This is a genomic window from Streptoverticillium reticulum, from assembly GCF_047456005.1.
GTDB classification, from domain to species: Bacteria; Actinomycetota; Actinomycetes; order Streptomycetales; family Streptomycetaceae; genus Streptomyces; species Streptomyces reticulum.
This window is the reverse complement of record NZ_CP179755.1, coordinates 498,805-516,171: the sequence shown is the minus strand read 5'-3', so window position 1 is coordinate 516,171 and position 17,367 is coordinate 498,805. Positions and strand designations below refer to the sequence as shown.

The following is a 17,367-nucleotide window of genomic DNA, read 5'->3' as shown; positions in this document are numbered from 1 at the left end:
AGGGCCCGCGGATGGCCCCGGAGAGCGGATGGGCCTGGGCCGCCTGGCCGGCAAGAGTGTCGGGGTGACCGTGTTTGCGATGATCGTCATCTCGACGCTCTACCCGATTGCCTCGTACCTCTTCGGAATCGTCCAGTATTTCCCAAGATAGAACGTCCACCGGCGCGAGCGAACCGCCGCCGTGGCGCTCCCATCAGCTGGGAATCGCCTTCCCGTGCCTTGCAGATCTGCGCTGCCTGTCCTGTCATGGAGTGCCGCGAACATGCCGCGGCTGTGCCCGAACCGTTCGGCATTTGGGGTGGCACCACGCCCCAACAACGCGGCTGGGACGCGACGGGCCGTCCCCTGCGTACCCCAAGCCCCTTGATCCTCGGGATGCCGGTCGGTGTGCTTGTTCTCGGCTGTACCCGTGCCCGTCGTCGTGCTCCTGTGCCCTGTCCGCGGCCGTGTCACCGGTACCTCAGGCGTGACGCTGCTCCAGAGCTGGGGTCCGGCGGTTCGAGGCCAGGCGTCCCGCGAAGACAGACGGGCGTGCACCGGCAGCGCCGGCGGCAGAAGCTCCAGCTCACGCTGGAGATCGTCAAGCGTAGCGACGACACCGAAGGCTTCACCGTCCTGCCTCGCAAGTGATGTGTGGAGAAGGCGCTTTCGTGGATCATGCGGGCTCGTCGGCACTGCCAGGACCACGAACGGCTGCCGCAGGTCAGCGAGTTGCTCATCACCTGGGCGTCCATCACGCTGCCCCTGGTCGTTTGTGTTCCGCCACTGCGGTTACCTGACGCGAAGGAACACCTGGCGGCCTGTTGGCCGGTGGCCCTGCAGGTGTGCTGCCATCACGTGCAGGGTGGGGTGGCAGAGCGTGTGTGTGGGCAGGAGGGGCAGCTACGCAGTGTCTGCAGGGGCGGGCAGGGGGCGGCGTTGTGCTACTTCGAGGCTGAGGTTGTTCCATCCGTGGGTGTAGAAGACGGAGACCGTGAGCTCCAGGCCGTCCTCGTCGGCCGGGACGATGACTTGCGGCCGTCGTGCGAGGGTGTCGAGGCCGTCTTCCTGGAACCGACCGAAGCGCACAGTGCGCAGTACTCCTTCGGCCCGTACGTCGAGGAAGAGGTCCCAAGTGCCGTGGGTGATGGGACTGCCGGCGTCGAGGGTGCGCAGGTCGATGTCGGCGGTGAAGCCGGCGAGGCTGTGGTCGGGGTGGCGGGTTCCTTCGGGAGTGGCGAGGTGGGGGGTTGCGCGGGTGGCGGCGGGGATGCGGTGTTCTTGCTGTGTCTGCCGGTTGAGCAGGGTGATTTCGGTGGCCATGTGGCGGGTTTCGAGGGTGTCGATGTAGGCGTGACCGGTGAGGCGCAGGGTGGAGGTGCTGCGCCATTGGATGTGGTCGAGGCGATGGGGGGTACGGAGAGTGTCGGTGATGTCGTAGAGATGGTCGGGCAGGCCGGCGCCGGGGTCGCGGAAGAGGGGGTAGCGGCGGTACATGCGGCCTTGGTCGACGAGGGTGTCGGGGTGGTGGTGACGGGGGTTGTAGTGCGCCAGGGTGGTCAGTGCGTGGTCTTTGCGGTGCTGGAAGGCGTGGAGGCGTATGCGGGCGAGTTGGGAGAGCTCTTGTGTGATGTCGGGGGTGTAGTGGGTCTCGCACAGGGTCCGGCACCGCTTGAGGACGTCGTGGCTGTAGTCGGGGTCGGTGGTCTGCTGGCGTACGGCGGGGACGATGGCCTTGTCGATCAGGGCGCGGAAGTGGCGGCCGAGGAGTCTGCGGCGGCCGGTGGGGTCGGTGACGCGGTCGGCGATCATCGTCATGACGCGTTCGATGTGCTGGACGGTTTCGTCGGCGTTTTTGCGGCGTGAGGTGATGTTGCCGCCGTCCTCGCGCAGGCGCAGGTAGTAGCAGTCGTAGTCGCCGACGACGGAGATGGTCCGGGCGGCGAGGTAGGCGGCGGTGACGAAGAGCTGGTCCTCGCCGAACCAGAGGTCTTCGGGGTAGCGGATGTGTTCGCGTTCGAGCATGCTGCGGCGCATGAGCTTGGCGCTGTGCAGGGTCCGGTAGACCTCGGAGGTGTACAGGTCGGCGCGGGGGGCGTGGCGGTGGGCTTTGTCGGAGACGGCGCGGCCGAGTCCGACGAGTTTGGCCAGGACGATGTCGCTGTGCTGTTCATCGGCCATGGCCACCAGGCGCTGGAGGCTTTCGCGGCCGAGGTAGTCGTCGGCGTCGACGACGAAGGTGTAGCGGCCGCGGGCGAGGTCCAGGGCGCGGTTGCGGGGCTGGCTGGGGCCGCCGGAGTTTGTCTGGTGGATGACGCGGACCTGGGGGTAGCGGTCGGCGTAGCGGTCCAGTTCGGTGCCGCTGTTGTCGGTGGAGCCGTCATCGACGGCGATGACCTCGATCTTCTCCATGCCCAGGGTCTGGGTGACGATCGACTGCAGGCACTCGGACAGGTAGGGCATGGCGTTGTAGACGGCCATGATGATGGTGATGTCGGGGGTTTGTGCGGGGGCGGGGGGCTGGGTGTTCACGGCAGGAGAGGTGCTTTCGGCGGACGGGGGCGGGGTGGCGGACCGCGGTGTTGTGGGCGGGTGTGGGGGTGAGGGTCAAGTGGGTTGAGGGGCGGGGGTGTTGCAGGGTGCTGCGGGTGCGGGTGCGGGCTGGGGGGATGGGGGTGGTGCCGGGCGGGCGGGGGGTTGGGTGAAGGGGTTGGCGGTCACGGGTTCGGCGACAGCGCCCGGGGGGTAGGCCTCGGTGGCCTGGCGGGCGAGGGTGTTGACGGCGTCGTTGAAGCGGGCCATGGGGTCTGCTGCGCCGAGCAGGTAGTGCTTGAGAGTCTGGCGGCGGGGTGCGCGGGGGTCGTCGGCGGCTGAGCGGGCGGCTGCCAGGCAGTCCTGGAGGGTTTCGCAGGAGGGGCCCAGGAGGTAGGCGGCGGATGCTGCGGGGTTGTGGGTGCGGAAGAGTTCGTCGTCCATGCCCTGGGGGTTGGTGACGGCGTAGGGCTTGACGCTGGCGAGGAAGTCGGAGACGACGCTGGAGACGTCGCTGATGAGCAGGTCGGCTTCGTTGAAGCAGTCGTGGAGTGTGGGCAGTTGGCCCGTCAGGACCTGGTGGCGGGATCCTCGGGACTGCCAGAAGATGCGGTTCCATTCGTGCTGCAGGTCGGCCCAGCGGTCCCGGGGCGGGTGGGCGAGGGCATGGCGGTCCTTGCGCCACAGGCCGTAGACGCCTGCCACGGTCCAGTTCCTCAGGGCGTCCATGCGGTGTTCGAGGCGGGCGAGCTGGGTGTCGCCCTCGGCCTGCGTGACCCGGTGGCTGGTGTGGTCGCCGTGGGCGTGCTGGTGGCGGTCGGCGGCGTGGTTGGCGGATGCCAGCAGGGCAGTGATCTTGCGGTGTGCGGCTGTCGCGGCTGCCGAGCGCTTGCCGGTCAGGGGGTGGGGCCGGTAGAGAATGCGGACCGGGTCGGGGTGGTTGAGGAGCATGCGGATGATCTTCGGGCCCATCAGCACGAGCGAGGTGTGGTAGGGGTCCTCGGTCCATCCCTCCCAGGTAGGCGCGTACAGCACGGTGGTGGCACGACCGGTGGGCAGTGGGGATGCGGGGGTGACCGAGGTGAGCTGGGGGCGGCCGACCTGGACGATGGCAGCGGTGTCGACGGCGTGCCGTATACGGGTGTAGCGGTCCTGTCCGGCCTGGCCGGCGACCCAGATCTGGTCGTAGACCTTGCTGACCCGGTTGCTGCTGGCGAGCTTGTCGCTGTCGCCGTGGCCGATGAAGACGTGCTGGGCCTCGGCCATGCGCAGCATGTGCACGTTCTTGCCGGCGTTGGCCGGATAGAGGATCACGCGGGCTTCGGGCAGGTCCAGCAGGCTGAGGTCATCGGCCCGGGGAATGCACACCACCGGCAGGGGGGTGTAGGCGAGGAAGCGCAACGTGGTGACCTCGCGCAGGAGGATCAGCGGGCGCTGGTCCAGGCGGGCGAGGGTCTCCAGCCACATGTTGACCTGGTAGGCGGAGTCCCGCGAGCCGGCGGCGTAGCTGAAGTAGAGGACCACCTGGGGGCGGTAGGCGGCGAGCTTGGCGTTGAGCAGGGCGAAGACCTTGGCATGGGAGGGGACGCGGCGGCACCGCACCACGGTGGGGAGCATCGCCAGGAGTGCGCCGGTGGTGAGCACGATGGCTGCTCCGCAGCCCAGGAGGGCGTGGCTCCACTGCTCGGTGGCCAGGGCGGCGAATCCGCCGGCCATGACGAGCAGGTCCAGGTGCAGCAGGAGCTTGACCGCGCGGCGGCGGAAGGCCAGGGCGGGCGGGGGCGCGGGCATGCCAAGGGCGCTGAGGTCGAGGTTGCGTACCCGCGCGGGCAGGGAACGACGCCGCTGGACGAAAGCACACAGGAACAGATGGCCGAGGCGCAGCATGTTCAAGACCACCAGCGCCACGGTCAGGTCCAACAGAGCGGCGCGCGGTGCACCTGCGGCCGGGAGAAGGACCAGCAGGGAGGTGTGGCGGATGACGGTGCGGGTGCTCAGCCCGTACTTGAGGCGGCCCAGCAGGCGCAGACATGCCGGCTCCGCGCGGTGCAGGTGGACATCGGCAGCGAAACCGGCCACCACAGCGGCCGCATAGGTTTGCGTGGAGGCGCCGGCGGCGGCCACCAGCAGGACGGGCTGGCACAGCAGGAGTATCAGCACGACCGGAAGATTCCGGGCCTGCTCCACCTCGGAATGCCGCAGGACGGTCGACAGCACGATGTTCACCCCCGTCCCGCGGTGCGACGGCGGCGAGGGGCCAGGCGCGCCGGCCAGCGGCGGGGATGTCGCTCAGCAGGTTCGGCGGGGGCGCTGGGCAGGGGGAGGCGGCGGGCCACCTCCAGGCTGAGATTGCCGTGAGGTCGGGTGAAGAACACCGTCGCCACCAGAGCGGTCTTCGCTCCCCTGCCGGCAGGGGCAATGATCAGCGGCCTGCGGGCGGTGGCGTCGAAGGAGGCCGAGCGCGCACTCCCGATCCGCACGCGTCTGCTCACCCCCTGGGCATGAACGCGCAGCAGCACATCCCATGTCCCCGCAGTGACCGGCCCGCCGCCGGCCACCGTGCGCAGATCGACCTCCACGGCGAAACCGGCCGTGCCGCGGTCGAGACCGTCGGCGTCGGGGTGGGGGCCGGAGGCCAGATGGGGGGTGGCTTGCAGCTCGACGGGCACATGGTGCTCCAGGCGCGTCCCACGCTCCCGCAGGACCAGCTCCGTGCCGCGGTACCCGCTCATCAGCCCCTCTATGTAGGCGTGGCCGGCCAGATGCACTCTCGTCCCCCGCCAGGCCATACGGTCCAGTCGGTGCACCACCTGCAGGGTGTGGGTGACATCGAACAACTCGTCCGGGATACCGGCCGTTTCGTCCTTGAACCCGGGCAGCCGCAGATAGACACGGCCGCCGATGACCGCCTTCTCCGGCGCCTCACGCCGGGCGTCGTGGCGGGCGAGCACCTCGAGCATGTCCGTCTTGTCCTGCAGGAAGCAGTGCAGGGTCACGCGGGCGGGGGCAGACAGCTCGCCTGCCATGTCCTCGTCCCACCACTGCCGGCACACAGCCATCGCGCGCTCGAGTGTCTCCTGGCGGTAGGCGCCCTCGAAGCGAGGTGAGCGCACCACGGGAACCACGACCTTATCGACCAGAGCACGGAAATGCCTGGCCAGCATCCTCCGCCGCCCCACCGGATCCTCCACCCGGTCCGCAACCAGCCGCATGACCCGCTCGATATGAGCGATCCGCTCACCCGGTGTCTTCGGCCGCGACGTCAGCGGCGTACCGCCGTCACGCCTGCAGGCGAAATAGCAGTCGTAGTCGCCGACCACAGAAATCGTCCCGGCAGCCAGATACGCCTGCGTCATGAACAACTGGTCCTCACCCAGCCACAGATCCTCGGGAAAACGGATCCTCTCACGCTCCAGAAGCTCACGCCGAATCAACTTTATTGAATTCAGCGTCCGGTACACCTCAGAGGTGAACAAGTCCACGTGCTCAGCGTGCTGGTACGCCTTCACCGACACCGGCCGGTTCACACCCACATGCTTGGCCAGGACGATGTCACTGTGCTGGGTGTCGGCCATGGCCACCAGGCGCTGGAAGGCTTCGGGGCCGAGATAGTCGTCGGCGTCGACGACGAAGGTGTAGCGGCCGCGGGCGAGGTCCAGGGCGCGGTTGCGGGGCTGGCTGGGGCCGCCGGAGTTTGCCTGGTGAATGACGTGGATCTGGGGGTGGAGGGCCGCGTATCGGTCGAGTTCGGCACCACTGCCATCGGTGGAACCGTCGTTGACGGCGATGACCTCGATGCACTCCATCCCAAGGGTCTGGGTCACGATCGACTGAAGGCACTCGGTCAGATATGGCATGGCATTGAAGACCGCCATGACCACTGACACATCAGGCACCGTCTCACTCTCATGTGCCACATCCGCAGGAGGTACGGAAGGAAACATCGTGCAGCCTTCGGCGGTCGAACAGCCGTCGATGCGGCCGTGGGAAGAGAAAAGGAACACCTGGACGCAAGCGACCGGGTCACCCCCCCCACACACACAACGCTACGGATCACCCCCAGGCCACAGCCCCGTGAAGGTACACGGCCAACATCGAAAGTAGACACCACATTCCGTGGGTTCCCCACTGCCCGGTTCCTCTTCGGCGAGGAAGGCGCAGAAGTGGCAAGTGGCACGTTCGAGGCTGTGTATCTGGCAACCGATATCGACTGCTGCACGAAGGAGGTCATCGGCTACGCGATGGACGACCATTGTCAAACTCCTCTGATGTTCCGGGGCAACCGTAATTCGGCCCGCAGCAGGAAACTCATGAAGGGGGTGATATTTCACTCCGACAGAGGAAGTGAATGTATGTCGGTCGAGTATTCAGGCGTCCTGAGGGAACTCGGGCTGCGACGTTCCTCCGGGCGTACCGGAATCTGTTTCGGCAATGTCATGGCCGAATCATTCTTTGCTGTTCTGGAGAACGGGCGCGTCTCCTGAAAAGGCCGGTCGAAGCCCTGTCCGGAAAACGTGAGGCGCTCAGCACGCCCCCGGCGTGGAGCGGGTACGCCGGGTGACGTGACGTGTCAGGCGGGAGCCGATGGCACGGGCAAGCAACGCGTGGAAAGGAAGTGCAGGCGTGGACATGGAGAGGGTTCTTCGCGTGTAGTGGGTTCGGGGGCGTTGCGTGCGAGGCGGTGACAGGCGCGGGACGATGCCCGGGCGGGTCAGGCCACGCGGCGGATGTCCCAGGGGAACTGTTCCCAGTAGTCGCCGAGTTCGGTGGTTTCCACGGTTTTGCCGGGGTGGGGGGCGTGGACCATCTTGTCGTCGCCGATGTAGATGCCGACGTGTCCCCAGTTGCCGTCGTTGTCGAACACGATGAGGTCGCCGGGCTGTATGTCCTTGCGTTCCACGGGCTGCCCGGCGTGGCGCTGTTCCTGCGTGGTGCGCGGGAGGGTGACCGCCCCGTCGGTGGCCTGGTGGACGGCGTAGGTGGTCAGGCCTGAGCAGTCGAACCCGCCTTGAGTGGGGCCGTCGGTGTTTCCGCCGCCCCAAACGTAGGGAAGGCCGACCTGGGCCAGGGCCACGTCAACGATCGCGCTGGTTTTCAGGCTGCCCAGCTCGGGGGCGGGGCCGCCCTGGGCCAGCCCGGCCTTGGCCGAGCACACCGGCCATGCACCCGGCCCCTGGGAGGCGAGCACGTTTTCGGCGATGGCGATCTGCTGTTCCTTGGTGGCGAGATCGGCTCGGGCTGCATACTGGCTGCCTCCGAACTCCTCCCAGGTGCTCTGGGTGAACTGCAGGCCGCCGAAGAAGCCGTTGCCGGTGTTGATCTTCCAGTTGCCGCTGCTCTCGCAGTCGGCGACCTTGTCCCAGGTCGAGACGGTCGCGGCCTGTGCGGAATCGGTGCCGCAGTAGCCGATGAGAGACGCGGCAGCGAACATGACGAGGGCGGGCAGTGCGTACGGCCGGAGGCGGTTGAGTCTGCTGGGCGAGGGCACGGAGGTCTCCTTCTTGGGGATGCGGGCTGGTGGCGGAGCAAGTGAGGCGGCCGCCTGCGAGTTGCGCCTGGCCGGCGCAGACTCTGAGCGAGGCCAGGGCTGCCCTTGGGCATGTAGCCGTCGGGGCAAACCCGGCGCGTCACGGCCGCTGCACTGCGCCGTATCCGAGTCTGCGAGTGCACGAGTTGTGCGAGAGACGACAAAGGTTGACCTCGGCACGCCTTAGGCGAGGGGCTTTGGTGAGCGTCGGGGTGTCTTTCGGTCTGCCCGTGCCGGGATGATGCTGATCCGCATCGCTGGATCACCGGGACGGCGAGTGCCTTTGGGCGCGTCCTCTCGCGACGGGGGAGTCGGAGCCGGTTGCGTACCCGGGTTCCGGGTCCCTGTTTGACGGTGAGGTCGTGTCCGCAGAGCCGGCGTGAGTACCGTCGGCGAGTGCCGTTGCAGCTGTTGAAGCTGCAAGAGATTCCGGCCGTCAACTTTCGCTGAAAGTTACCAGGATTAGGTCTGCCTAATGTGTGCCAACCGTGCCTTGTTCTAGCGGCACATGTTCACCGGCCGCTTCGAGGGAGCCACCACGATGAAAAGTTCGGTCAGCGCAGCGGTGCACGCCCGCCGCCGACCCCGCGCCCGGCGTGTCCTGCTGGGAGCGCTGGCTCTTCTGCTGACAGGTACCGTCATGACCGCAGGGGCTGCGTGGTGGGCGGTTGACCACTACACCGGGAGGATCGGGCGTATACCCGGGGTGTTCCCCACCGGTGTGCCGCAGCCGGCATCGGGCAAGGGCGGGGTGACGTTCCTGTTCGCCGGGCTCGACGCGCGCTCGGATCTTCCGACCACGGGGACGGACGCGCAGGGTCCACTGTGGAAGGAAGGGATGCAGCGCAGTGACACGATGATGCTGGTGCACCTTCCTGAGGACCGCTCGGGTGCTTTTGCTGTTTCCCTGCCCCGTGACTCGTGGGTGGATGTTCCCGGGCACGGGAACGCCAAGCTCAATGCCGCATTTTCGTGGGGTGGTCCCCCGTTGCTGATCGATACGGTGCAGCGTCTGACCGGTGTGCGGGTGGATCACTTCGCGGTGCTGGACTGGAGTGGCTTCACGAAGCTGACCGATGCGCTGGGGGGTGCTGACATTCCCATGGCGGATGGGAGCAAGCGGCACATGAGCGGTGAGGAGGCCTTGTCGTATGTGCGGGCCAGGAAGAACCTCCCACGCGGTGACCTGGACCGGACACATCGTCAGCAGAACTATCTGCGTTCGGTGTTCAGCAAGCTGCTCTCCAGCGGTTCCGTCACGGACCCGTTCCGGTGGAAGAAGCTGCTGGATGCGGTTACCGAGACGGTCAGTGTGGACGACCGGCTCTCCGACAGCGATATCCGAGGCCTCGCCTGGGACCTGAAGGGGGTCAAGTGGGCGGGCATGGTGTTCATGAACGCGCCGGTGACCGGTACGGGCATGGTGAGCGGGCAGTCGGTCGTCCATCTGGACCGGGAAGCCGGCCAGGGGCTGTGGGACGCGATGGCAGAGGACACCATGGCGCAGTACGTCGACAGCCACACCCTCGACCGCCTGGGTGACCGTACCCCCTGACGGGTTCCGGCGTTCTCGGGCCGGGGCGGGCAGTCGGCCTTCGGTGTCAGGGGATGTCCTGAGCGATACCGTGTGCTTGTGGGGTCTGCGGGCGTGCAGCGGTGGAAGACCTGTGCCGGCGACCCGGCCCGCCGCGCCGCCGTGGAGCGCCGCGCCCTGCGTCCGGCCCGCGATCTCGTGACCGCCCCCGGAGGCTTCCGGGGCGTGGCGGACTTGACGCGGGCCGCCCGACGGACATGAATTCAGGGGAAGCACCGATCGAGCAGCGAACACCCAGCGTGAAGGATGTGCGATGGCGACAGGGACCGTGAAATGGTTCAACGCGGACAAGGGATTCGGATTCATCAGCCAGGACGACGGCGGGCCGGACGTCTTCGTGCACTTCTCCGCTATTCAGTCCCAGGGCTTCAAATCCCTCATGGACAACGACAGAGTCGAATACGACCTGGTGCAGGGAGCGAAGGGACCGCAGGCCGAGAACGTCATCGTCCTCGAGCAGTAGGCGCCCCTCCCCGACGCACGCGCAGTGCCGTGCAGGCCTCGGCCTGCACGGCATCGCCCTGTGCGGAGCCCCGCTCGTCGCGGCCTTCGACCAGACCACCTGCGTCAACGAGCACTGACGGCGCACGCTGATTCCTGCCCCCCCTTCTCACGGCCGCACGGCCAGGGGATTCGGGATCGGCAGATAGCAGGGGGCGGTGCCGTCCGCGTCGATCCACCGGGACAGGAGGCTGGCCTTGCCCGGTACCGTCGGCGTGGTGAGGAGCGCGGTGGCCCCCGGGAGGCCGAGCTCCTTCTCGTACCGCGCCAACTCCCGCCGCGCGAGGGGCCACAGCGCGTCCGCGGACCGGGGGAAGCAGTGGGCCAGGGCGTTCGCGATCTCGGTGAGGTTGTTGACCACCAGGCAGTAGGCCAGGCGCTGCGCAGCGGCCGCGCGGGGCGTCTCGGGGACCACTCTGGCGCCCTCGGTGTCGCGGAAGACGGCCTGGACGGGGGTGCCGTCCGCGTCGACGGCGATCAGGGTGTTCTGGAGATGGCACTCGACCGCGACGCCGTGGCGGGTCCAGGCCTCCAGCACGGGCGGGACGACCCGGCCCAGGTAGGCCGACCACCAGGGCAGCGGGTCGGTGAGACGGTCGAGGGGGCTGCCGTCGAAGCCCTCGGGGAGGGCGGCGGCCAGCACGGCCGTGGCGCCCGGGACCAGGCGGCCGTCCAGGCCGTCGCGGACGAGGACGGGGAACGTCTCCTCCAGGCCGCGGACCGTGCGGTGCCCGCGCTCGCCGAGCCAGGCCGCGGGGCCGCCCATGGCCCGGAAGGCGGCGGCCACCAGCGGGTCGGTGCGGCTCACGTGGCGGAGTTCGTGCGGCCGTATCCGCCGGACGTCGTTGGTGATCTGCACCTCCAGGCTGAACTTCAGGAACAGGTCCCGGGCCCGCCCGGGGCGTTCGGGGCTTCCGGGGACGTGGACCGTGCGGACCGAGGACGTGGCCCTGGCCTCCCAGGGCGTGCTGCCCAGCCGGACCAGGCGGCCCCCGGCGAAGGCGGCGCGCACGGCGGGCAGGCGGCGGGTCAGGCCGAGCTGCCAGGGGTGGGCGGGCAGCAGCCGGTAGCCGGGCGGGGCCTGGCCCAGGGCGTCCAGGGCACGGGTGTCGCCGTCGTCGATCACGGCGTCCTCCCGCACGCCCAGCAGGACGAGCGGGAAGCGGCCGTACGCCTCGGGGGCGTAGCGCAGCCAGGCACCGGGCGGGCCGCCGCCGGTGCGGGCCTTGGGAGCCGGGTGGTAGGGATGGCCCATGACCAGCGCCTGTTCGGAGCGCAGCCACGGATCACCGGGCGGCACGGTACGGGCGCGGGCGGCGAGGAGGGCTTCCACGGCCGCGCGACTGGCGGCCATCTCGGCGGCCAGGGCGGCGTTGGAGCGCCCGGTGACGGCACGCATCTCCTGCACGGCCACCTCGACGAGGCCGGAGTGGCACAGCGGCTGCCAGGTCGTGCCGGTCCACAGTTCGGGCGCGGAGGGCCGGTGGCCGGTGCGGACGCGCAGCAGCCGGCCGCTGACGCGCAGGCGGTGGACGGTGCGGCCGGCGGCCGGTTCCCCGGCGGGTGCGGCTGCTTCGCGGAGCAGGCAGTTGAGCAACGGTGCGACGGCCAGTGCGTCGGCTGTCCGGGCTGCATCATTCATCGCCCGTCAGTATGTGTGGGAGGTGTTCGAATGCGGTAGGACACGCGCGTGTGTCGCACTGATGCCGAGCGGGACCTTGCGAAGGAACTGGACAACGTGCGCCCGGAGTTGGCGGCCGCGTACGACACCGTGCTGCCCGTGGCGCGGGCGGCGGTGCTGGCGCGGCTGTGGCGGGGGCTGGTCCACGAGCCGCTGCCCTGGGTCGCGGACCGGGCCGTCGGGCGTGACGGTGTCACGCTGCATCTGGCGGACGGGCGGCGGTTGCACGGCCCGCCGTCGGACCCCTGGGCGACGGGCACGGAAGTCGACGTCCTGGCGCTGGACGGTCGCCCGTACGACCATCCGGCCCGGCTGCTGACGGCCCTGGCCGTGCCCGGCGGAGAGCGGCTGGCCGCCGAACTGGACCACAGCGTCGCCTCCTTGGCACTGTCCCGCACGACGCCCCGCCCCGTGGGCCCGCCCGCGGCTCCGTGGGAGTGGGAGCAGCGGTCGCCGGACGGCCACCCCTACCACCCCACCTGCCGGTCCCGGCCCGGCTTCTCGGCCGCCGAACAGCTGGCGTACGCACCGGAGCACCGGGCGGTGGTGAGCCTGCGGCTGGCACCGGTCACGGGTGCCATGGTGCGGGGCCCGTGGCCGCGGCAACTGCGGGACGGCGAGGCCGTGTTGATCCCGGTGCACCCCTGGCAGGCCCGGCACGTCCTGACCGGCCGCACGCTGCTCCCCGGCCCGCAGGCCCGTCCGCTGCTGGCCCTGCGCTCGCTCGACCTCGGCGGTGACGTGCACGTCAAGACCGCCCTGAGCACCCAGATCACCTCCGCCGTGCGGGACATCTCCGCCTACTCGGTGGAGAACGCGCCGGCCACCTCCGAGGTCGCCGCGCGCGTCGCGGACCGCCTGGAGGGCCGGCTGCACATCGCCCGCACGCTGGCGGCGGCCGGGGCCGGCACGCCGGATCTGGCGGCGGTGCTGCGGGAGTCGCCGTACGCCTGCGCAGGCGCGGGGGAACAGGTCGTGCCCGTGGCCGAGTTGCCCGCGCTCTTCGCGCCGCTCGCGCCCGCGGAGCGCCGGGAGCGGATCACCGGGTTCGCGCGGCTGGCCCTGGGGGTCTGCCTGGAACTGCTCGACCTCGGGGTGGCCGTGGAGGGGCACGGACAGAACCTCCTCGCCGTCGTCGACGCCGGGGGCCGGACCCGGCGGCTGGTCTACCGCGACCTCGCCGACATCCGCATCAGCCCGGCCCGGCTGGCCCGGCACGGCTTCCCGGCGCCGCCGCTGACCGGCCGGCTGCTGAACGACGACCCCTGCGTCCTGCGCCGCAAGGTCTTCGGCTGTCTGGTCACCGGCGCGCTGGGCCCGCTGGCCGGCGACGCCGCGGCACTGGGCGCCCTCCTCGAGGACGCCACCCGGGATCTCCCCCCGACCGAGGACCTGCGGGCGCTCCGGGAGGAACGGCTGCCGGTGAAGGCGCTCACGCTGATGCGGCTGGCGCCGGGACGGGACCGGTGGGCGCTGCTGCCCAACCCCATGACGTCGTGGCCGCGGTGACGCGCCCGGCAGACTGCGTCGGCCGTCGTCGAAACGGTGCTTTCGGCGAAGTGGGACCGGGGCGGCCATACGGTGAATTGCCGTGTCTGCTTTCGGAGTCCACTTCGGTCGGAGCCGACGGGCCGGTCATGGGCTCTTAAATTCTTCTCAAATTCCCCTGCCAACGTGCCGGTCATGCGCACAGACCGGACCGGCGCTCCGACCCACAGCGCCCCTCTTTCCGTAGTCATCGGTGCGGGCGGCACCGGTGGACATATCTATCCAGGCCTTGCACTTGCCGACGCATTGCGAAGGGCCGTGCCCGATGCGGTCGTTTCCTTCGTCGGGACCGAGCGCGGACTGGAGACCACGCTCATTCCCCAGGCCGGCTATCGGCTGCACACCGTCGACATGATTCCGTTCGACAGGTCATTGGGCGCCAGACGCTATCTGCTGCCTGCCGCACTGCTGAAGTCCGGTGCCCAGTGCCGGACGATCCTGCGCGAGCAGGGTGCCCACGTGGCGGTCGGCATGGGCGGTTACCCGAGTGCCCCGGTGATCGTGGGGGCCCGGATGGCGGGTCTGCCGAGCCTGGTGCACGAGTCCAATGCGGTGCCGGGCCGCGCGAACAAGTTCGCCGCCCGGCTCACCCCGCACCTCGCCCTGGCCTTCGACCGCAGCCGCGAGCATCTGACCGGCGGCGAACGGGCCGAGACCGTGGGCATGCCGCTGGTCGGACCGCTGGCCGGCCTGGACCGCGCGGCACTGCGCGAGCGGGCGCGGCGGGAGTTGGGCATACCCGGGAACGCCCGGATGCTGCTGGTCAACGGCGGCAGCCTGGGCGCGGCACGGCTGACGGAGGCCGCCATCGGGCTGGCGGCCCGCCGGCGGTCCCGCACCGACCTGCGCATTCTGATCAAGACCGGGCCGGCGGCCCTGGACGAGGCGCGGGCCCGGCTCGCCGCGCTGGGCGGGGACGCCGTCGCCGAGGCGGTGTCCTACCTGGACCGCATGGACCTCGCCTACGCGGCCGCCGACCTGGTGGTGTGCCGGGCCGGCTCGGCCACCGTCGCGGAACTGGCCACCATCGGCATGCCGGCCGTCCTCGTCCCGTACCCGCACGCCCCCGGCGACCACCAGACCCACAACGCCCGCGTCCTGTCGGACGTCGGCGCGGCCCTGCTGCTGCCCGACGCACAGACCGGCGCCGAGAGCCTGGACGCCCTCGTCACCCCGCTGCTCGACAACCCCGCCCGGCTGGCCGCCATGAGCCACGCCGCCGACCCCGGCACCCATGCCCGGGCCGCCGACCTGCTGGCCGCCAAGGTCATCGACCTGGCCGCGAACCCCCAGTCCGACCGCACCGCAACCCCGTTCCAGGAGTCCGCATGAACACCCAGGCCGCGACGGCACGCACGAGCACGCCGCAGCACCCTGCATGGAAGGGCCGTACGGTCCTGGTCACCGGCGCCGAAGGCTTCATCGGCTCCACCCTCGTCGACCTGCTCGTCGAACAGGGCGCGAACGTCCGGGCGTTCGTCCACTACAAGCCGTATGCCGAAAAGGGCCACCTCGCCCATCACCTGGGCTCCGCCGGCCCCGTCGAGATGCTGGCGGGCGACGTGCGCGACGCGGGCCGGGTGATGGACGCCGTGGCCGGCTGCGACACCGTCTTCCACCTCGCCGCCCTCATCGGCATCCCCTACAGCTACGACTCGCCCGGCGCCTACGTCCAGACCAACGTGGTCGGCACCGAGAACATCGCCGAAGCCTGCCGCCGCCACGCGGTGCGCCGCCTGGTGCACACCTCCACCAGCGAGGTCTACGGCACCGCCCTGACCGCCCCCATCAGCGAGGACCACCCCCTCCAGCCGCAGTCCCCGTACTCCGCCTCGAAGATCGGCGCGGACATGATGGCGCTCTCGCACCGGCACGCCTTCGACCTGCCCGTCACGGTCGTGCGCCCGTTCAACACCTACGGTCCCCGCCAGTCGGCACGCGCCGTCATCCCGACCATCCTCGCCCAACTCCACTCGGGCGCACGGGAGATCAAGCTCGGATCGCTGACGCCCACGCGCGACTTCACCTACGTCACCGACACCGCGGCGGGTTTCATGGCGATGGCCGACTGCGACCGCGCCCTCGGCGAAGTGGTCAACCTGGGCACCGGACGTGAGATCGCCATCGGCGACCTCGCCCGGGCGCTGATCGCCGCTTCCGGACACGAGGCCGAGGTGGTCGTGGACCCGGCGCGACTGCGGCCCGCGGGCAGCGAGGTGCAGCGGCTGCTCTCCGACAACTCGCGCGCCCGTGAATGGGCGGGCTGGGAACCGCAGGTCTCCCTGGAGGACGGGCTGAAGCACACCTCGGCCTGGGTCGCCGACAACCTCCACCTGTTCGCACCGCAGCGCTACCAGGTGTAGGGGACGGATGTGGACCGGCTGACCTCGTGTGCTGATATATCAGGCCATATGTGCGATTCGTCACAGAGGGGGCCTCTGGTCTACACCTCCATGCGAAGCAATAATTTTTCAAAGCTTTGATGGAATTTTTGCTTCCGGACGCCCCGAAGGACGCCCCATGAGCGCAATCGACTCGTTCATCGTCGACGTCAACGACGTCTTCTGGACCTACCTGCTGATCCCGCTGGTGATCGGCGCGGGCCTGTATTTCACGGTCCGCTCCAAAGCGGTGCAGGTACGACTGTTCCCCGAGATGCTGCGTGTCCTCAAGGGCAAACCGCAGCCGGGGGAGGACGGCGGCAAGGCGGTCTCGTCCTTCGGCGCGTTCACGATCTCCGCTGCTGCGCGCGTCGGCACCGGCAACATCGCCGGTGTCGCCACCGCCGTCACGCTCGGCGGCGCGGGCGCGGTGTTCTGGATGTGGATGATGGCCGTCATCGGCGGCGCCTCGGCCTTCGTCGAGTCGGCCCTCGCCCAGCTCTACAAGGTGCGCGGGGCGGGCGGCTCCTACCGGGGCGGCCCGGCCTACTACATGCAGCGCGCCCTGGGCAAGCGGTGGCTCGGCGTCCTCTTCGCCGTCACGATCACCGTGACCTTCGGTTTCGTCTTCAACGCCGTCCAGTCCAACACCATCACGAGCGTCGCCACCGCCTCGCTGCCCGCCTCCGAGGCGGAGTGGTTCGGCCCGGCGATCGGCCTGCTCCTGGCGGCACTTCTGGGCCTCGCGGTCTTCGGCGGCGTCAAGCGCATCAGCTCGGTGACCACCGTTCTGGTCCCCGTGATGGCCGTCGTCTACCTGCTGCTCGGCAGCGCCGTGGTCCTGCTCAACCTCGGTGACCTGCCCCGGGTGTTCGGCGACATCGTCGGCGGCGCCTTCGGCTTCCGGGAGCTGGCGGCCGGCGGCATCGGAGCCGCCATCCAGCAGGGCATCCGGCGCGGCATGTTCTCCAACGAGGCGGGCCTGGGCTCCGCCCCCAACGCGGGCGCCGCCGCCGAGGTCTCCCACCCCGTCAAGCAGGGCCTGGTGCAGGCGCTGGGCGTCTTCTTCGACACCCTGCTGATCTGCTCGATGACAGCCTTCGTCATCCTGACGACCAATCCCGAACTCGGCGGACGCCAGGGTGCGGACCTCACTCAGAGCGCCCTCACCGACACCCTGGGCGGCTGGGCCGGGCACGTCCTGACGCTCGTCGTCTTCATGCTCGCCTTCAGCTCGATGATCGGCAACTACTACTACGGCCAGTCCAACATCGAGTTCATGACCGACAGGCGCTGGGTGCTGCCCGCCTACCGCACCCTGGTCCTGGTGGTCGTCTTCCTCGGTGCGCTCGGGTCGGTGAGCGTCGTGTGGAACCTCGCGGACGTCTTCATGGGCCTCATGGCCCTGATCAACCTCCTCGCCATCCTTCCGCTCTCGGCGATAGCCTTCCGCCTGCTGGACGACTACCTCGCGCAGCGACGGCTGGGCCTGGACCCGGTGTTCACCCGCGACCGGCTGCCGGACCTGGACGGCGTGGAGTGCTGGGAGGCCCGGCCGGACCGTTCCCCGGCGACTGCGCCGGTGTGATCCCGGCCCGGGCGGGCGGTGGCTGGCATGCCCACG

At 69.6% G+C, this 17,367-nt stretch carries 13 protein-coding genes and 2 pseudogenes; 9 read left to right on the top strand and 6 right to left on the bottom strand.

All coding sequences use genetic code 11. From position 1 onward, the window contains the following. Nucleotides 1-147: 147 nt before the first annotated feature. Entirely contained in the window at nucleotides 148-630 is a 483-nt protein-coding gene (locus tag ACMATS_RS02345) for a WhiB family transcriptional regulator (RefSeq protein ID WP_414170643.1), read from the top strand. A 252-nt stretch (nucleotides 631-882) separates the two neighbouring features. Here the strand turns inward: ACMATS_RS02345 and ACMATS_RS02340 are convergent, their stop codons facing one another. The 3 genes from ACMATS_RS02340 to ACMATS_RS02330 form a co-directional block, all read right to left on the bottom strand. Next, nucleotides 883-2,511, bottom strand: a complete 1,629-nt coding sequence (locus ACMATS_RS02340; RefSeq protein WP_414166673.1) for a glycosyltransferase family 2 protein — start codon at nucleotides 2,509-2,511, stop codon at nucleotides 883-885. 75 nt (nucleotides 2,512-2,586) lie between these two features. Further along, complete coding sequence (locus ACMATS_RS02335; RefSeq protein WP_414166672.1) at nucleotides 2,587-4,728, bottom strand: hypothetical protein; 2,142 nt, start codon at nucleotides 4,726-4,728, stop codon at nucleotides 2,587-2,589. A gap of 5 nt (nucleotides 4,729-4,733) precedes the next feature. Further along, a complete protein-coding gene (locus ACMATS_RS02330; protein WP_414170642.1) occupies nucleotides 4,734-6,455 on the bottom strand; it encodes a glycosyltransferase family 2 protein in 1,722 nt (573 codons plus the stop codon). 219 nt (nucleotides 6,456-6,674) lie between these two features. Between ACMATS_RS02330 and ACMATS_RS02325 the strand changes: the two genes are divergently transcribed. Further along, entirely contained in the window at nucleotides 6,675-6,995 is a 321-nt protein-coding gene (locus ACMATS_RS02325; protein WP_414166671.1) for a DDE-type integrase/transposase/recombinase, read from the top strand. Between the two features lie 227 nt (nucleotides 6,996-7,222). Here the strand turns inward: ACMATS_RS02325 and ACMATS_RS02320 are convergent. Together ACMATS_RS02320 and ACMATS_RS02315 are read right to left on the bottom strand one after the other, a co-directional pair. Next, a pseudogene (locus ACMATS_RS02320) lies at nucleotides 7,223-7,555 on the bottom strand (C40 family peptidase); the annotation flags it as partial. A gap of 60 nt (nucleotides 7,556-7,615) precedes the next feature. Further along, a pseudogene (locus ACMATS_RS02315) lies at nucleotides 7,616-7,942 on the bottom strand (transglycosylase family protein); the annotation flags it as partial. A gap of 604 nt (nucleotides 7,943-8,546) precedes the next feature. On the opposite strand from ACMATS_RS02315, the gene ACMATS_RS02310 reads away from it, so the two are divergent. From ACMATS_RS02310 to ACMATS_RS02300, 3 genes are all read left to right on the top strand, one after another. Continuing rightward, entirely contained in the window at nucleotides 8,547-9,593 is a 1,047-nt protein-coding gene (locus ACMATS_RS02310) for an LCP family protein (protein WP_414166670.1), read from the top strand. Between the two features lie 78 nt (nucleotides 9,594-9,671). Continuing rightward, the gene (locus ACMATS_RS02305) at nucleotides 9,672-9,833 is read left to right on the top strand and encodes a hypothetical protein (protein ID WP_414166669.1); all 162 of its coding nucleotides are present in this window, start codon (nucleotides 9,672-9,674) and stop codon (nucleotides 9,831-9,833) included. A 52-nt stretch (nucleotides 9,834-9,885) separates the two neighbouring features. Beyond that, entirely contained in the window at nucleotides 9,886-10,095 is a 210-nt protein-coding gene (locus ACMATS_RS02300) for a cold-shock protein (protein WP_390780528.1), read from the top strand. 147 nt (nucleotides 10,096-10,242) lie between these two features. Here the strand turns inward: ACMATS_RS02300 and ACMATS_RS02295 are convergent, their stop codons facing one another. Next, nucleotides 10,243-11,775 carry an IucA/IucC family protein gene (locus tag ACMATS_RS02295; protein WP_414166668.1) on the bottom strand — a complete coding sequence of 511 codons (1,533 nt, stop codon included), beginning with the start codon at nucleotides 11,773-11,775 and terminating at the stop codon, nucleotides 10,243-10,245. A 48-nt stretch (nucleotides 11,776-11,823) separates the two neighbouring features. Here ACMATS_RS02295 and ACMATS_RS02290 point away from each other — a divergent pair, with 48 nt between their 5' ends. The 4 genes from ACMATS_RS02290 to ACMATS_RS02275 all read left to right on the top strand — a co-directional run bounded on the left by ACMATS_RS02290 (nucleotide 11,824) and on the right by ACMATS_RS02275 (nucleotide 17,331). After that, a complete protein-coding gene (locus tag ACMATS_RS02290; protein WP_414166667.1) occupies nucleotides 11,824-13,323 on the top strand; it encodes an IucA/IucC family protein in 1,500 nt (499 codons plus the stop codon). A 174-nt stretch (nucleotides 13,324-13,497) separates the two neighbouring features. Beyond that, nucleotides 13,498-14,694: a UDP-N-acetylglucosamine--N-acetylmuramyl-(pentapeptide) pyrophosphoryl-undecaprenol N-acetylglucosamine transferase gene (locus ACMATS_RS02285; protein WP_414166666.1), complete on the top strand. Its 1,197-nt coding sequence runs from the start codon at nucleotides 13,498-13,500 to the stop codon at nucleotides 14,692-14,694. Beyond that, complete coding sequence (locus ACMATS_RS02280; protein ID WP_414166665.1) at nucleotides 14,691-15,725, top strand: SDR family NAD(P)-dependent oxidoreductase; 1,035 nt, start codon at nucleotides 14,691-14,693, stop codon at nucleotides 15,723-15,725. The genes ACMATS_RS02285 and ACMATS_RS02280 overlap by 4 nt, the downstream gene beginning before the upstream one ends. A 157-nt stretch (nucleotides 15,726-15,882) precedes the next feature. Then, on the top strand, nucleotides 15,883-17,331 hold the full coding sequence (locus ACMATS_RS02275; RefSeq protein ID WP_390780533.1) for an alanine/glycine:cation symporter family protein: 1,449 nt from the start codon (nucleotides 15,883-15,885) through the stop codon (nucleotides 17,329-17,331). Nucleotides 17,332-17,367: the final 36 nt, after the last annotated feature.

Excerpts from the sequence above, each read along its gene's own strand:
- ACMATS_RS02295 (WP_414166668.1), bottom strand. The coding sequence starts at position 11,775 with ATGAATGATGCAGCCCGGACAGCCGACGCACTGGCCGTCGCACCGTTG.
- ACMATS_RS02285 (WP_414166666.1), top strand. The coding sequence starts at position 13,498 with ATGCGCACAGACCGGACCGGCGCTCCGACCCACAGCGCCCCTCTTTCC.
- ACMATS_RS02310 (WP_414166670.1), top strand. The coding sequence starts at position 8,547 with ATGTTCACCGGCCGCTTCGAGGGAGCCACCACGATGAAAAGTTCGGTC.
- ACMATS_RS02330 (WP_414170642.1), bottom strand. The coding sequence starts at position 6,455 with ATGTTTCCTTCCGTACCTCCTGCGGATGTGGCACATGAGAGTGAGACG.
- ACMATS_RS02280 (WP_414166665.1), top strand. The coding sequence starts at position 14,691 with ATGAACACCCAGGCCGCGACGGCACGCACGAGCACGCCGCAGCACCCT.
- ACMATS_RS02300 (WP_390780528.1), top strand. The coding sequence starts at position 9,886 with ATGGCGACAGGGACCGTGAAATGGTTCAACGCGGACAAGGGATTCGGA.
- ACMATS_RS02275 (WP_390780533.1), top strand. The coding sequence starts at position 15,883 with ATGAGCGCAATCGACTCGTTCATCGTCGACGTCAACGACGTCTTCTGG.